The sequence below is a fragment of the Chitinophaga costaii genome (genome assembly GCF_900094705.1).
GTDB classification, from domain to species: domain Bacteria; phylum Bacteroidota; class Bacteroidia; order Chitinophagales; family Chitinophagaceae; genus Chitinophaga; species Chitinophaga costaii.
Window position 1 is genome coordinate 66,467 of record NZ_FMAR01000001.1, and the last position, 15,866, is coordinate 82,332.

Sequence of the window (15,866 nt, forward strand, 5' to 3'; positions counted from 1 at the left end):
TATGAGAACCCAGGAACGACAAGCAGACATAACACCCCTCATTATCCGGCACCTTCACCACGACACCACGGAGGAGGAGGAGGCCTGGCTACAGGAGCAGCTCGATAAAGACCCTTCCGTGAAGGCGTTATTCGCACAGCTCCAGGAAGAATTCCGCCAGCCGGAGCTGCAACGCCTGGTGGCGGAGCTACCAGACCGGCTGCCCACGGCCACCATGTATGCTTTTGCCCAACGGCAAAAGCGGGTGATCTTCCTCAAGCGGTTCTATACCATCGCCGCCGCGCTGGTCATCATCTGCCTGGCATCCTGGTTCTTTATGTTTCCGAAAAGGAATACCGCGGTATCGCTCGTTACATCCCCTAATAAGATGCACCACGTGCAGCTACAGGTGGGCACTGCCACCATCGATCTTTCCCAGGATCGCCAGCAAGTGGTAGGCCAGGCCCAGGTAAGCGCCCAACAAAAAACAGTAGCCATCACCGCCCCTACAGATCATGCGGAATCTGCCACCCTCACGGTACCCGCCGGCAAGTTCTACAACCTGCACCTGCCCGATGGCAGCAAGGTGTTTGTGAATTCGGCCACCACGGTTACCTTTCCCACTGCGTTTACAGGAAACAGCCGGGATATTACGATTGATGGGGAAGCTTTTGTGGAAGTAGCGCCCAATGCCCACCTACCCTTCCTGGTGCATTTCCCCCAGGGAACGGTACGTGTTTTAGGAACATCCTTTAATATTAACACCTATACCCCCCACCAGGCCAACATTGCCCTGGTGAAGGGGGCTGTTCAGGTAAATGCGGGCGGCGATGCGGCGGTACTACGCCCCGGTTATGCCGCTGCTTATAGCGAACAAAGCGACAAGCTGCAAGTGGCTCCTTTTGATACCAGGATACTAAGCTGGAAGGATGGCACTTATTATTTTCATAACACCCCCTTACCGGATCTCTGCCAGGCACTGGCCCGCTGGTACGGCGTGGAGGTGGTGCTGGATAAGGCAGCCCTGAGCGGCATCCGCCTCACCGGCACCATCCACCGCGATGAACCAGTAGATACCTTTTTAGATAATATTAACCTCACCAGCGGGTTAACTTTTTATCAAAAGGATGGTGCTATTCATATAAAATAAACGCTCTCCTCCTCCTTCCATGGCAGGGCAAACAACCTGGCGTACACTGCCTCCCTTCCATCAACCACCCGGATAAAAAAAAGCCTGCACAAAGTGCAGGCATGAAACGAATAAGGCGGTGTAAGGGGGCGATCAATCCAACTTACGATATAACCTTTACCCGTCTTTCAAACTTTCGTCCCGGAAATTTCTCCCAAGATCCAAGCGCCATATATACCAATGCGTCCAAACCTGTAACCCATATGATGGATCGGTGTATTTCAGACTTTCCAACAAAACTTTTTCGAATGCTGTTTTAAAATTGTACTGATTGTTTTGATTCCACGCTTTCAAATAATCATGAATTCTTTTTTGAACTTTTGTAATCATAGTTTTTATTGTCTATTGATTAAAAAATAATTCTTCTGCTTAACAAAAAAATAAAACCAATTTTATGTTTTCAGCATGATTGGGCAGAATAAAAAGATGATTGTTCATTTTGACTACAACAACAGTCGTTTTGGTTACGCATTATTTGGGGCTATGTTGCATTTTTGCATTTACAAAAAAGTAAATGAACATAGAAATGAAAAAAACACCTTTAATAGCATTAGGCACTTGGTCTTGGGGAGCAGGCGCTGGAGGCGGAGACCAAGTTTTTGGTAATGATCTTACCGCAGAAAATTTAAAACCCGTCTTTGATTTAGCAATTCAATCAGGGCTTAATCTTTTTGATACCGCTTTGGTTTATGGAATGGGTTCATCTGAAAAAATTTTGGGCGTATTGGTAAAACAGTATGCTCGTGAAGATTTGATTTTATCAACCAAATTCACACCACAACTTGCTCCCAAAACAGCAAATCCTATGGAAGAAATACTCAACCAAAGCCTTGCAAATTTACAAACAGATTACATTGATTTTTATTGGATACACAACCCGACTGACGCACCACAATGGGTATCGGGACTAATTCCACTTCTCAAAAGTGGTAAGGTAAAAAACGTAGGCGTTTCTAACCATAATTTGAAACAAATAAAAGAGGCAAATGCAATTTTAGCAAAATACGGATTTAAGATCTCAGCAGTTCAAAACCATTATAGTTTGCTTTATCGTTATTCTGAAGAAGCAGGCATTATTGATTTCTGCAAAGAAAATAACATCATTTTCTTTTCTTATATGGTATTAGAACAAGGTGCATTATCGGGTAAATACAATGCCCTAAATCCACTTCCCGAAAGTAGCGGAAGAGGTAAATCCTACAACCCAATGTTTTCACAGTTAGAAGTCTTGATTGAAGCACTTAAAAAAATGGGCGATGGTAAAAATGCTACTGTCGCACAGATCGCTATTGCGTGGGCTATTGCAAAAAACACATTGCCAATAATAGGCGTAACCCAAGTAAAACAAGTGGAAGAAGCTGTAAATGCTTCCAAAATTATTTTAACTTCACAAGAGATAAGTGATATTGAAGTACTTGCAGCCAAAGTAGACGTTGATACACGAGGGTGGTGGGAAAAACGATAATTTAAAATAAATAAAAATGAATAATCAAAATACGAAACCAATTAGGATAAAAACGATAACGGAATTTCACAAATTGCGATGTTTGTCAAAACCGAAACATCCCTTAATTAGTGTAGTAGATTATTCGCAAGTTAAACATTTACCAAATGAAAGTGCAACAATATTTGATTTCTATTCGGTGTCAATAAAACGAGGTGTCAGTAAAATGATTTACGGACAGCAGCAATACGATTTTGATGAAGGTATAATGTATTTCATAGCACCAAATCAAACATTCAAGGTTGAAATAGATGAAGCGTATAAGCCGTCAGGGTGGATGTTACTTATTCACCCTGATTTTTTATGGAACACAACGCTTGCAAAAACTATCAGACAATACGAATATTTTGGTTATTCAGTAAATGAAGCATTGTGGCTTTCAGAAAAAGAAGAAGGAATAATTAGCGGAATTATTGCAAACATTCAAGAAGAATATCATTCAAATATTGATAAATTTACCAAAAATATCATCATTTCACATCTTGAAAATTTGTTGAGTTATTCCCAAAGGTTTTACAATCGTCAATTTATCACACGAGAAAAAGCCAATCATCAAATTTTAGAACGTTTAGAAGAATTGCTAAACCATCATTTTAATGATGATGATTTGATTTCAAAGGGTTTACCTACAGTTCAATACGTAGCAGGAAAATTAAACGTTTCTTCCAGTTATTTAAGCAGTTTACTTAGGATGCTTACAGGACAAAATACCCAACAACTTATCCACGAAAAACTAATTGAAAAAGCAAAAGAAAAACTGTCAACTACAGATTTTTCCGTCAGCGAAATTGCTTACGAACTGGGCTTCGAACATCCGCAATCGTTCAGCAAATTCTTTAAGATGAAAACAAGCCAAAGCCCGTTGGACTTCCGGGCTAGTTTTAATTAAATTTAACATTGACAGGTTAGTTCTCCCAATAGAAAAAGTTATTGGAGTAAATGCTGATTTAGTATGGCTACAAAGTTTCTAACATTCCGGTAGGCTATTTGCCTGGGGTTGCTGATCACCTGGACAATGGTATTAAAAAAATGATTTTGTAGTTCCATAGCGGTTAATGGGAGAAATTAAGAATTTCCTGTATCAGCTCGTCACTTTCTTTTCCAATGCCAGCTTATCTGCTGTAATCTCTTCCAGGTTACGTAAAGGCTGGTGACGATAAAAATATTTATGGAAGCTGATCTCGTAACCTATCTTAGTAGCTTCCACATTTATCCAGGCTTCTGGTACATGCTGCAGCACTTCTTTTTGGAAATAGTTGTAAATGCATAATAGCCTCTCATAACTAGGCGTAGGCCCTTCTTGACTGCTCATGCCTTTCCTAGGGGCTACCAGGCAGCAAGATAGAGTGCTGCGCCCTTCTTTACCCCATTCACGTAGATTTCTCTGGCTACCTTATTCAATGACTGTCTATAAACAAGCAGTTCAGCAACTCTTTAGTCCTGGTTACATTCGAACCGCTGAAGGGATATTGCAGTGAGTTTTGGTATCTTACATAAGCATTTGCAGGTCTAGACCCGTGAAGGCTGAACCGTCAATGCGGAATAAAATTTTTTTCATTTATCCATCGACCACTGCTTTTCAGCGGTGGTCTTTTTTATAGGCCTCAGTTATTACTGGCTGATCTGCGGCGTCAGTTGGTTCCGGGTGGCAGGTGTGTCAGCGCATGGGTGGTGGGTACCTAAGCGCTGCATCCAGCCGTATCCATTGGGCTGCTGTAATACAGGACACTTATAATGAGTTAAAAGTTTCCATTGGAACTTTTCTGATTCAATTGAAAAATTATTTTTAAATTTAATAAATGACTACCGCAGCATACGATATCGTAAAAAAGGAGCTCCTTAAAAAGAAAGCCCAAGTGAAGGCTTCACCAGCTGCTGCCAAAAAGGTATTGGTAGAAAGTGGTTTATGGAATTTACTCAAAGACGATACTACCGTAAAGCCCCCAAAGTCTCGTGATGCTTCCCAAGTCCCCCCTACTAAGAAACACGCCTAATTAAAGTTGACCTAGTCCTGTCTAAATAAATCGATCTATTTTTTCCCCACTGTAATGGCCAATATTTTATATAATGCCGAGCCCGGTTTGATTATTTATTTCAGGGCTGCGAAAAAGCTGTGTAAATCTTTTACTTTCCAAATTTTCTCGGATAATAGGACAGTGTAAACAAAAAATACTGTTTCAATGCACTTTCACTTCCGTGGGTAAGCAAGTTGCTACTGCCATAGTTGATGATCCCCATATTCTGATGAAGCATATCCATGGCAGTTAATTTTACTTCCACGTTTTTCTGTTTCAAAAAACGATACGCAGCCGTGGCATTCCAAACGAAAAAATGGGTGGCATTACTGCTGGTAGCGGTGGTATAATTGTAGTCTATATTGGAAGAAATATTGAGACTTTCGAACAAATTTAAAGTAGCGCCGAGTTTAACTACATTCAGATAATTCCGGAATAGATTGTTGGCTGACCAACTTTGAGAAGACTGGTAATAGGAAAATTCCTCTGCTATTACTATCTGCAGCTCATTATGCGTATAGGTTGCATGTAGACTGGAGGTAGCGTTCAGGTTATCCGACCAGTTTTTTCTACCATTGATATAGGAAGGCGTATGCGATAAATTCAGTTTGGGATCGAACGACAGTGTTATTTCATTTTTATTAATGTCAAATGCTTTACTGATAGCCCCTTCCAGGTTTAAGTATTTATAACCATCCGCATTCACCGTATAATACGTGCTTCTGCCCAGTTGATCAGTAAAACTGCTATCTGCAAAACTATTTTTAATGATCCCGGCTTTGGTACTGAAGCTATAATTTAAGACGTTTCTCCTGTTAAAGCTTGAATGATTCCAGTTGAATGCCAATTCCTTTTTATCCGTGGGCTGCAGCTTTGTATTACCTACTCTCAGGATATACTGGTTACTGCTATCCGTTAAGGGCACTAATTGGTTGATGCCAGGATAATCACTGGTGAAATTCATGTTCAGGCTTATCTGATCCAGGTATTTACCCCATTGGGCATTTGTGTAATTTATACCTATGGTTGGGATCAGCTTTTTATATTGCCGATCCAGCTCCTGGAATGCATGATTGGAGCTATTTTTAAGGGTATAGAACTGTGCCTGCGCTAAAAACCCAAATGAAAGGTTTTTGGAGTAACGATCGCTTAATATCCAGTCAAATGATTTTCCAAGATTGATGCCGGGCATTTCATTGATGATAGCCGCATTACTTTTTACAGTGAGGTATTGATTTATGAAATGACCGCCCGAATCTGTTACCATATTATTCACATCCTCTGTGTTCAATATAAGCCGGTTCTGTAGTTTTACGGAGAATTTATTCATGAATCCGTGAGCGTCGAAGAGCCATTTGGAAAAATCGCCCCAGCTTACAAACAGATCATTGTGTAGCGAATTCCGTTTTTCATGATAGTTCCTGTCATAATGGGCATTCAAAGCACTATCTGCATAAGACGTAAAAATAGTTTTGTTGGCATTTTCCTCCACACTATCATTGATACTGAAAGTATTATTGACGCGGATATCTCCAGGTAATAGGCCGTATTTTAATGGACTTTTAGTAAACCCTGCCGCTATAGTAGCGCTCCTGGCCTTTTGGTTGTTATCCGTTGTTATGTTATTACTGCTCTGTAACTCTTTATTGAATCCGTAAACATCACTTTCCTCCCTATACTGGCGATGATCCTGCTGTGCACTGATGGCAGGATTTATAAAATACGAAGTCTGGTAGTCTTTTTTTTCATATTTCCCATTAAATTGCTGGGTATTACTATGCAGGAATTGGTTACTACGCAATTGCTGCCGCTGAATACTATCTCTTCCGAGGGTGACAAGCGTTTCCGTACTTCGACTGGTATTGTTTTTTTTATAGATACTGGTAAAATCTGCTGTTATACGATTGTTTTTGGAAGCCCCAGGGTCGGGAATGAAATCATGCTGAAAGAAAAGCCCACCTGCATGAGAGGTGGTGATGCCTTCCAAACTAAGGTCAGACTGGTATTCCAGCCCTCCATCGCTTACGCCTTTGTAGGTACTATTGCGCAAAAGGGTATTGCTACTGGGGGCTATCTTATTGACATTATTACTGACCCCCATAATACCAAACTGGGTACGACTATTAAACCAGTTAAAATTAGCTGCTGCATCGTAATGCCCACCGGTACCATAACCCGCGGAAAGCGTACCTAAATAACCAAAATCTTTGCCCTTTTTTAGCTTAATATTAAGCTGGGTAATGGAGTCCATCGGACTTCCTATATCCGTGCGTTGCTGATAAACCTGGATCTTGTCAATAACGTTTTTAGGAATATTTTGGGTGGCCACCTTGGTATCGCCACCGAGGAACGGCTTTCCATTAACCAATACATTATTCACTTTTTTTCCGCCTATGGTAATAACGCCATCGCCCCATATGGTAATACCTGGCAGCTTTCGCAACAAGTCTTCCGCTACCGCATTGGGATCTAACTTAAAGGCATCCGCATTGAATTCCAGGGTATCTCCATTCATTTGAACAGGGGGGACTGCGGTAACGACGACATCCTTAAGATTTACAGGCGTATTTTTCAGGTAGAGTAGCTGAAGATCTACGCGATGGTTTTCGGTGGGAATTTTGAAATATTTAATGAACTGCTGGTATCCCACATAGGTGACGATCACTTTTAGCGGTACGTTTAACGGGAGCTGCTCAAAATAAAATGCACCGAATCCATTGGTAAGCTGATAGCTAAGTAAGGCAGTGTCATTTACAGTATAAACTGCTATAGTTGCCAATTGCAACGAATAATTACGCAGTGAATCCCGTACAGTACCCTTTACTTCACCTGTGCGTGTGGAGTCGGTACTTTGAGCCAGCACAGGTGAGATACTTATTAATAGTGCTACCAATAGAAGAATTTTCTTCACAAAACCTGAAATTGAGATCTGGGTTGCAAACGAACGATAACCGGGTTGCTTTTAATCGTATTTCTATTAAAATAATCTTTCATTACATTATTGAAGGGAACATTTTTTTCGGCGGCCAGGGTCTTTCCACTAAACATTTCCTGGGATGATACGTAAGCGTAAAGTGCAGATCCGTCCGTTGTTAAGAAACTGTATGCATTAAAGTTAAAAGTGGGCTCAGTATCCACACCGAAAACAGGCAAAAAGCTATTGGTACTGTCGCTCTCTATATGCGCTGTTCCAATAAGGGTACTACTGGACAAATCATATACATAAGAAGTGTTTTTGTTGCTAAGATCATCCAGTTTAAAAAAGAGTAGTTGGTGGAGCTGATAAAAAAAGGAAAGCCCAAAGATGACTTGGTGGTCATTATTTATGTAGCTGAACCGTTTTTTATAATAAGCCGGATTACTGGAAAAATCAATTGGCAAGGAGCGACTGAGCGGGAATATAAAATTATAGACAGGCTGAACCTTCATGCTGTCGGCCGTATACACATGAAAGTCGTAGTGGCGGACAAACGTAACTTTGCCATCTATACCAGTATCGAAAAAGTAACTGTTATGCGTGAAAATCAAATCGTCATTTCCAATTACATGATTATAATTGATGAAAGGAAAGAATTGTTGGTATGTGTTACCTGCATGCATAAACTTCAGTTCGTGATCCAGGGTGTCCTGCTTTGATTTTTTATAGTCGTAATTTACAGCATAGTAAATAACCTGCTCCTGGCCTAATGGATAAATATATTGAAATTCGGTACGCGGGATCTGCGTTTCAATAAGGTGTCCTTCAAAATCGAATATTTTAATCTTATTGAAATAATAGCCTACGCTAATCTGTTTTTTTGTATTATCCACTACAAAAAACCTGGCACCATCATTTTGGTTTTTGGGGCCGCAACTCATCCGGGAGTAAAACTTTCCATTCTTCAGGAACAAAAGAAAGGAATTCGTATCATTATCCAGAATTATATAGTACAGATCCGTAACATAAAGCTGGTCGATCTTTCCAAAGATGCTTTCTCTCGAAGTTTCGAGCGGGATATAATCCACCTTTTCGAAGAGTTGTGAAATAGAACACCCTATCGCTGCTGCCGGATCTATTCTTAATTCAACTTGGGCAATGGCGGTAAAATGGGTTAGTAGTACAATGAATAAGCATAATTTGCGCATCTTATTTTCCCAACTTTTTTGAATAAAAAGATTTAAAGAAATTAAAATATACAATTATTATCTGAAATATTTACTTCCTGTTTGATAAAGGAGGATGGGGACTTTTTATTAATGGAAGGCAGGAATGGCGGTATGGAACGAGTGATGTAACAAGTCCCGAACAAGCTATCGGTATACAGCCAGACTGAAAGACGACACCCCATTATAGAATTGCAATTTTGAACAACCTGGTTCGAAATCCTATTTTCTCCACCATTTCGCTGAGACTAAATAGGGTTATTGAAGGCCACCGATGTCGTATGTTTGCACGTAAAAATGTCGTATGTTTGCAGGAAATCTACTAATGATTATTGGTCATGAAAAATAGTAAGACCTTAACAACCCGTGTGACCGAGCGAATAGCCCGGAAAAGAGCCAAGGTGCTGATCCGTGAAGATTTCACGGACCTGGGAGGTTATGACCAGGTAGGACGGATCTTACAAGCATTGGTCCGTGACGGAAAACTTATAAAAATCGGCTATGGCCTTTATGCCAAAACCAGGATTTCCACACTGAACGGCAGCACCGTTCCTGCCGCCCCCCTACCGACCCTTGCCAAAGAAGCGCTAAAAAGATTGGGTGTTAGCATCACCCCCACCCGGGCAGAAATCGACTATCAACAGGGACGCTCCACACAGGTACCCACTGGCAGGTTAATAGGTATTCAAAAAAGATTTAACCGCAAAATTAGCTTTAAAGAAGCTACCATCAATTATGAACTCAATACCAGACAAGTCCCTTATTGAAGAAGTTGCCCTTGAATTAGGCATAACCGAGGCATTTATAGAAAAGGACTGGTACGTTACCCAAGTGATCAAAATGATCGCAGCCGCCACTCTTGCAGGCTTTACAATGGTATTCACCGGAGGCACCGCACTTTCAAAAGCACACGGCCTGATACAACGGTTTTCTGAAGATGTAGATTTCAGGGTAATTTGCCCTGATCTGGACCTGTTAAATGGCAGCCAACAAAAGAAAAGGCTGTCGGATTTTAAAAAAAGTATTGTAGCAGTTTTGGAAACTGATTTTGTAATAGCTCTTCAAGGAGTGACGGCCAGAAATGCCAATCGTTTCTTTGCCATTGAACTTGAATATCCCACTTTTTTTAGCCAAAGCCAATCTTTACGGCCTCATATACTGGTGGAGTTCACCATTACCGATCTCGCCCTGCCGTCCATTCGGCTACCCATATCCTCATTTATAAATAAATTAGCCGGGAAGGCGCTAGAAGTACCGGCCATTGAATGTATAGACCCGGTGGAAAATGCCGCCGATAAATTAAGTGCCTTCGTCTGGCGGATATCTGACCGGGTAAGAGGCGACAAGGAAAAAGATGATCCAACCATTGTCAGGCATATTCATGACCTAAGCATACTAAGTGATATCGCCATAGCCCATGCGATTTTCGCTCAGTTAGCCATTACAATTATTAAAACAGATGATGGTCGGTGCAAAAAAATTGAGGGCCTCTCATTAAAGGAAAAGTTTGAAACCGTTATAGGAATCATTGAAAAAGAAAAAGGCCAATACAAGGAAGAATATACTGTTTTTGTTCAGGGGATGTCTTATGCAAAAGACGGCATAGTTCAACCCTTTGGTCAAGCCCTTCAAAAAGTGAGGGATTTAATTGCGCATGTACTAGCTACATAAAACAACTTAGCAATATCAATAATTTCAGCAGGTCAATATCTCAATCCAACATATGAGTTATAAAGAGTTTGTCGAGAAGTCCACTCAAAGGGGATATAACTCCGGACGCGATGCCTGCAGCTTGAGTGATGGTGCGATGAGGCTTTTCCAGCATCTGGGGTCTTGAAGGATCACAAACAAAAATTTCAGGCCGGTTGACTTCCAAAACCTTCCGGCCACAGGTGCCTTACCTACCTTACTTCCTGATCACTGATATGAATAACCAACTGTTTTGTATGTATATTGCAAATTACAGGTGGCTATCAAGATAGTTGTAATCCTGCTTTCTGAGGAATTCCTTTAAAGAATACAATGAAAGATATAAAAGCCCATATAATAATTCTAAACTTATTTGTTGAAATCATAGTATTATCAAATTTATGGAGGAGCATAAGCCCCCCATTTAATTAAGTCTAATTCTTGCTAAGTAAACTGTCTAATTCATTTTTAAGGGTAACCAGGTCGCTTGGTCGTGACATATTCATACTTACAAATTTCCCTTGTTTATTCACTAGTAAATATCTTGGTATAGATTGTACAATTTCATGTCCATATACTCTTTTAGCAATGTCGTTTGAAATATTTTTCCCTGCCAGGATATGGTATCCTTCAAGATCAAAATATTGGATATTTTGCTCCCAAGTATTTTTTTTGGAAGTATCATCCAGGCTTATATACATTAACTTTATATTCTTTTCTTTTAGAAGATTATTCAGCTGATTTTTATATCTAAACTCCTCTTTGCATGGCATGCACCAGGTTGCCCATAAATCAATATACACTGCCGTGTCTTTAAAGTGTGTTTTTATAGCCTTATCGAGACTATTGATGGCTCTTGTAGAATCAATAAGATGTATGTTACTATTTATTTTAGCGCTGCTTTTATTTAAATTTGATTCATTTACTTTTTTGAGGTGTTCTATAATTTTTATATAAGTAAACCCAGGAAAAGTATTTTTCAGGTGTGAAAAGATGGTGTCAAATGAGAAACCATATTCCTGATTTTGAAGCGTTTTAAAAATAATCATATCAGCCCAAAAAAACTTATTATATCCGGGTATTAAATGTGCGCTGGCTTTATATTCGAGTCCATTTTTATAAAAAAAAGTATCATATACAGGATAATCTTGATTTCTGAATAGTTCGTTATATTCACCAACAAAATCTGCTAATAAACCAGTTCCAAAATTGGTATGCAGCAGAAAAGGGTCTACATTAATAGAATGCTGAAGTATGTCCCTTTTTAAATCCTTTTCCGGTTCAGGAACTATCCATAGATTATTTTTCTCTAAAGCACCCATATTATGATACACATGCCAAAACATTGCATTTCTAAAATCACTTTTCATAATTTCCAGGCAATATTTGGAAATTTTTTTTTGCTTATATATTGAATCAAAGGGTAGTAGGTACTTGTTTATTCCGGATAAAAGCGTATCATACAAATTAGATCCTGCTGGATATTTTTTTACTAATAAATCCATTGCATAATTAAACTTGTAAAAGTAATTCGAGTTCATCTTATTATAAAGATTATGCATGGCCGAGTTACTCCCGGTAAAAATTACTGGCTGCATAGCAAAACTATCTGCATAGGGGATTGTTTGCTGTTCAGAATAAACGCTATCCCCATTCTGGGCTAAAATGAAAATATTCCCTTTCTTAGTCTGTATTTTTGTAAATCCGATAGAATCTGAAGGAAAAACTATTTTAAATTCTCCGCTGTCATTTATAATATTGGTAGTTTCAAAAATTTGCGAGTTGTTAAATCCATCAATTGGTTTAAAGTAAATAACGCTATCGCCCTTATGGTATCCGATTAGTTTTCCTTGAATAATCACGTATTTTTTTTTGTGAGAACAAGCAACTAAACATAAACCGATAAAAGCCCATATTATAATTCTAAACTTAATTGTTGAAATCATAGTATTATCAAATTTATAGAGGAGCATAAGCCCCCCCCCATTTAATTAATTAGGAAGTCGCATATTGGAATTTCAACTATAAAAATGACAGTCGGTTAAGCTGCAATATTTAATTTATTGGGGCCACCATCGATTATATTAACTTGCCCAAAAAAACAACATCGCTTTAGTATATAAGTCTAATTTTTGCTAAGTAAACTGTCTAATTCATTTTTAAGGGTAACCAGGTCGCTTGGTCGTGGCATATTCATACTTACAAATTTCCCTTGTTTATTCACTAGTAAATATCTTGGTATAGATTGTACAATTTCATGCCCATATACTTTTTTAGAAATATCGTTTGAAATATTTTTCCCTGCCAGGATATGGTATCCTTCAAGATCAAAATATCGGATATTTTGTTCCCAAGTACTTTTTTTGGAAGTATCATCCAGGCTTATATACATTAACTTTATATTCTTTTCCTTTAGAAGATTATTCAGCTGATTTTTATATCTAAACTCCTCTTTGCAGGGCATGCACCAGGTTGCCCATAAATCAATATACACTGCCGTGTCTTTAAAGTGTGTTTTTATAGCCTCGTTAAGGCTATTGATGGATCCTGTAGAATCAATAGTATGTATGTTATTATTTATTTTTGTGAGGGTGCTATTTAAATTTGATCTACTTACTTTATGGAGATGCTCAATAATTTTTATATACGTAAAATCAGAAAACGTATTTTTTAAGTGTGAAAAGATGGTGTCAAATGAAAAACCATATTCCTGATTTTGAAGCGTTTTAAAAATAATCATATCAGCCCAAAAAAACTTATTATATCCGGGTATTAAATGTGCGCTGGCTTTATATTCAAATCCATTTTTATAAAAAAAAGTATCATATACAGGATAATCTTGATTTCTGAATAGTTCGTTATATTCCCCAACAAAATCTGCTATTAAATTGGTTCCCCAATTAGTATGCAGCAAAAAAGGGTCTACATTAATCGAATGCTGAAGTATGTCCCTTGTTAAATCCTTTTCAGGTTCAGGAATGATCCATAGATTATTTTTCTCCAATGCACCCATATTATGAAACGCGTGCCAAAACATTACATTTCTAAAATCACTTTTCATAATTTCCAGAAAATATTTAGATATTTTTTTCTGTTTATATAACGAATCAAATGGTAGTACGTATTTATTTATCCCGGATAACAGCGTATCATACAAATTAGATCCAACCGGATATTTTTTATTTAATAAATCCATTACGTAATTAAACTTGTAAAAATAATTTGCGTTCATTCTATTATAAAGAGTATGCATGGCAGCGTTACTCCCGGTAAAAGTTACTGGCTGCGTAGCAAAACTATCTGCATAGGGTATTGTTTGCTCCTCAAAATGAATACTGTCACCATTTTGGGCTAGAATAAAAATTTTCCCTCTTTTTGTCTGTATTTTAGTAAATCCGGCAGAATCTGAAGGAAAAACTATTTTAAATTCTCCGCTATCATTTGTAATATAAGTAGTTTCAAAAATGTGGGAATTGTTATATCCATCAATTGGTTTACAGTAATTAACGCTATCGCCTTTATGGAATCCAATTAGTTTTCCTTGAATAGTAACGTATGTTTTCTTTTGTGAACAAGCCACTAAGAAAAAAACAAGTATAGTCCAAATTACAATGCTACTTTTAGTTGTATAAATCATAATTGCATTAGATTTAATGGAGGGAATTGGAAATATTATATGGCGAAACCAGGTTGCGTATCGCTGAAATAATTTTCATAAAACATTAACTAATTAAAATATACAAAGAGTTAGAAACACTAAGTATCATAGTCTGGGCTAAGCATTTAAACTAATTGCATTGAAACTTTAGTAATACGTGTATGGCATAACTTTCACCAAAAACTTGATTTCAACAAGTTTTCAACTATCTTTTAAACAGGGCAACCAGAATTAAATTATTAATTAAATGTTATAATCGTTTTTAAACAGAAAAATGGCGGGATTACTTTATTTTTTGGGTAATATCTAAAGTTATATTGTTTGTAAAATATACAATATATTTCTAATTTTCAAAATTTAAATTTTTCGATTTTTCTGATTTGACAAATTGTTTATTGAATATATTGTCAGGGATAATTTCTTAATTTTCAGCCATAGCGCATCGGTTCAAAGCCATCTATATGTGTCGCGGTATATTACGCGAATGCCGGAAGATACCCCAGCATATCCTACGCGAAACACAGCTATGCCATCTAAAAATATTAGACTTTGGGTTTCCATCTATCGGTCAGAAGACCACCTAACTGGCTGGTTTTAGTGGCCCGCATGCGCTCGTGCATATTCTGTATATACTCCTGATATGCATCCCCCACCCCACTCCATGGTATAATAACCAGGGCTACCTGCTACAAAAATCATTAGCAATGCTTACTTTTGACTGCAATGGTATTTTGAACAGCATATATGAAACAATTAATATTATTTTTTACAATGGCGATTTCAACAATTTCAGCACAGGCACAGGGCGATTCAATTCCGGGATTTTATGACGGCACCCGGCCGGAACTAGTATTTCACTTATATATTTTGCCCAACCACACGTTCTATATCGAACAAATGTACGGATCAGAAGACCGTTTAATAATAGGCTCCTGGAAAGCGTTGGACGCATCCCACATCGTATTAACGGAGCAAAGAACACAACAGGATCCTTTTGTTGTTTTTACATCTCCCGGTTCGGGGAAAAAACGGCACTTTAATTTTCAATATTTTGACCAAAATACGGAAACGGCGTTAGCATTCGGCACTACATTCGATGCGAAAAGTTTAAAATATATTCACCACCCAGACGAAAGCAGCTTTTCCAGGACTAACTTTATAGATATGTCCAATGATAGCGCAAAAGCAGTGTATCTAAGCCTGCCTGTAACGGAAACCCAACACGAAGTATATTCCTTTGACATGCATGCAAACGATGAGTACGTGTCCATCATGTACAATCCCGTTTCCACCATGCCCAACTTTGAGATGAAGGCCGTTATTAAGCAGGATGGCCTCTATTTATCTGACACCTCCGGCCGGGAAGATTTTGTAGGGAAGCACCAACCACTCCCCCCGCACTACGAACAAGATTTACAGGAATTAAAAGATAGTGAAAACATACCTGATACTTTACATACCGAGATAGAAGGTAAGGAACGCGCATTCAAGCGCATAGCGCCCACCCGCCGGTTTACTGCGGAAGTAACATTGGACGAACAGCAAGCTTATTTTGGGGCTTCAGACGATGAAATTAAAACCTCTGCTCCTGCAATTGCACCCGCTAAACCATAACACCAGCCCTCGAAAACGTAGGCCCAGTGATGACCTGGCTGCCAGACAACTTAAAAAATATTTTTAACCGATCGT

The 15,866-nt window shown here is 38.6% G+C and carries 12 protein-coding genes; 7 read left to right on the plus strand and 5 right to left on the minus strand.

The features are described from left to right. Position 1: 1 nt before the first annotated feature. The 3 genes from GA0116948_RS00260 (at position 2) to GA0116948_RS00275 (ending at position 3,561) form a co-directional block, all read left to right on the plus strand. The gene (locus tag GA0116948_RS00260) at positions 2-1,129 is read left to right on the plus strand and encodes a FecR family protein (protein ID WP_165798302.1); all 1,128 of its coding nucleotides are present in this window, start codon (positions 2-4) and stop codon (positions 1,127-1,129) included. Between the two features lie 565 nt (positions 1,130-1,694). Further along, positions 1,695-2,633, plus strand: a complete 939-nt coding sequence (locus GA0116948_RS00270; protein ID WP_089708869.1) for an aldo/keto reductase — start codon at positions 1,695-1,697, stop codon at positions 2,631-2,633. A 16-nt stretch (positions 2,634-2,649) separates the two neighbouring features. After that, positions 2,650-3,561 carry a helix-turn-helix domain-containing protein gene (locus GA0116948_RS00275; RefSeq protein WP_089707834.1) on the plus strand — a complete coding sequence of 304 codons (912 nt, stop codon included), beginning with the start codon at positions 2,650-2,652 and terminating at the stop codon, positions 3,559-3,561. Between the two features lie 192 nt (positions 3,562-3,753). On the opposite strand, the gene GA0116948_RS00280 is transcribed toward GA0116948_RS00275, so the two are convergent. Next, a complete protein-coding gene (locus tag GA0116948_RS00280) occupies positions 3,754-3,984 on the minus strand; it encodes a hypothetical protein (RefSeq protein WP_205686005.1) in 231 nt (76 codons plus the stop codon). A gap of 487 nt (positions 3,985-4,471) precedes the next feature. Between GA0116948_RS00280 and GA0116948_RS00285 the strand changes: the two genes are divergently transcribed. Continuing rightward, positions 4,472-4,666 carry a hypothetical protein gene (locus tag GA0116948_RS00285; RefSeq protein ID WP_089707837.1) on the plus strand — a complete coding sequence of 65 codons (195 nt, stop codon included), beginning with the start codon at positions 4,472-4,474 and terminating at the stop codon, positions 4,664-4,666. A gap of 130 nt (positions 4,667-4,796) precedes the next feature. Here GA0116948_RS00285 and GA0116948_RS00290 read toward each other — a convergent pair whose 3' ends face one another. After that, entirely contained in the window at positions 4,797-7,598 is a 2,802-nt protein-coding gene (locus tag GA0116948_RS00290) for a peptidase associated domain and porin domain-containing protein (RefSeq protein WP_123891662.1), read from the minus strand. After that, the gene (locus tag GA0116948_RS00295; protein WP_123891663.1) at positions 7,595-8,812 is read right to left on the minus strand and encodes a 6-bladed beta-propeller; all 1,218 of its coding nucleotides are present in this window, start codon (positions 8,810-8,812) and stop codon (positions 7,595-7,597) included. Before GA0116948_RS00295 ends, GA0116948_RS00290 begins: the two co-directional genes overlap by 4 nt. Before the next feature lie 356 nt (positions 8,813-9,168). Between GA0116948_RS00295 and GA0116948_RS00300 the strand changes: the two genes are divergently transcribed. Beyond that, a complete protein-coding gene (locus GA0116948_RS00300) occupies positions 9,169-9,597 on the plus strand; it encodes a DUF6088 family protein (protein ID WP_089707843.1) in 429 nt (142 codons plus the stop codon). Beyond that, on the plus strand, positions 9,566-10,501 hold the full coding sequence (locus tag GA0116948_RS00305; protein ID WP_089707845.1) for a nucleotidyl transferase AbiEii/AbiGii toxin family protein: 936 nt from the start codon (positions 9,566-9,568) through the stop codon (positions 10,499-10,501). The genes GA0116948_RS00300 and GA0116948_RS00305 overlap by 32 nt, the downstream gene beginning before the upstream one ends. A 452-nt stretch (positions 10,502-10,953) precedes the next feature. On the opposite strand, the gene GA0116948_RS00310 is transcribed toward GA0116948_RS00305, so the two are convergent. Together GA0116948_RS00310 and GA0116948_RS00315 are read right to left on the minus strand one after the other, a co-directional pair. Further along, positions 10,954-12,465 carry a TlpA family protein disulfide reductase gene (locus GA0116948_RS00310; protein WP_165798303.1) on the minus strand — a complete coding sequence of 504 codons (1,512 nt, stop codon included), beginning with the start codon at positions 12,463-12,465 and terminating at the stop codon, positions 10,954-10,956. Between the two features lie 179 nt (positions 12,466-12,644). Beyond that, complete coding sequence (locus tag GA0116948_RS00315; protein ID WP_089707848.1) at positions 12,645-14,156, minus strand: TlpA family protein disulfide reductase; 1,512 nt, start codon at positions 14,154-14,156, stop codon at positions 12,645-12,647. Positions 14,157-14,948: 792 nt separating this feature from the next. Between GA0116948_RS00315 and GA0116948_RS00320 the strand changes: the two genes are divergently transcribed. After that, entirely contained in the window at positions 14,949-15,791 is an 843-nt protein-coding gene (locus GA0116948_RS00320; protein WP_089707850.1) for a hypothetical protein, read from the plus strand. Positions 15,792-15,866: the final 75 nt, after the last annotated feature.

Excerpts from the sequence above, each read along its gene's own strand:
- GA0116948_RS00315 (WP_089707848.1), bottom strand. The coding sequence starts at position 14,156 with ATGATTTATACAACTAAAAGTAGCATTGTAATTTGGACTATACTTGTT.
- GA0116948_RS00275 (WP_089707834.1), top strand. The coding sequence starts at position 2,650 with ATGAATAATCAAAATACGAAACCAATTAGGATAAAAACGATAACGGAA.
- GA0116948_RS00260 (WP_165798302.1), top strand. The coding sequence starts at position 2 with ATGAGAACCCAGGAACGACAAGCAGACATAACACCCCTCATTATCCGG.
- GA0116948_RS00305 (WP_089707845.1), top strand. The coding sequence starts at position 9,566 with ATGAACTCAATACCAGACAAGTCCCTTATTGAAGAAGTTGCCCTTGAA.
- GA0116948_RS00280 (WP_205686005.1), bottom strand. The coding sequence starts at position 3,984 with ATGAGCAGTCAAGAAGGGCCTACGCCTAGTTATGAGAGGCTATTATGC.
- GA0116948_RS00270 (WP_089708869.1), top strand. The coding sequence starts at position 1,695 with ATGAAAAAAACACCTTTAATAGCATTAGGCACTTGGTCTTGGGGAGCA.
- GA0116948_RS00285 (WP_089707837.1), top strand. The coding sequence starts at position 4,472 with ATGACTACCGCAGCATACGATATCGTAAAAAAGGAGCTCCTTAAAAAG.
- GA0116948_RS00320 (WP_089707850.1), top strand. The coding sequence starts at position 14,949 with ATGGCGATTTCAACAATTTCAGCACAGGCACAGGGCGATTCAATTCCG.
- GA0116948_RS00310 (WP_165798303.1), bottom strand. The coding sequence starts at position 12,465 with ATGATTTCAACAATTAAGTTTAGAATTATAATATGGGCTTTTATCGGT.
- GA0116948_RS00300 (WP_089707843.1), top strand. The coding sequence starts at position 9,169 with ATGAAAAATAGTAAGACCTTAACAACCCGTGTGACCGAGCGAATAGCC.
- GA0116948_RS00295 (WP_123891663.1), bottom strand. The coding sequence starts at position 8,812 with ATGCGCAAATTATGCTTATTCATTGTACTACTAACCCATTTTACCGCC.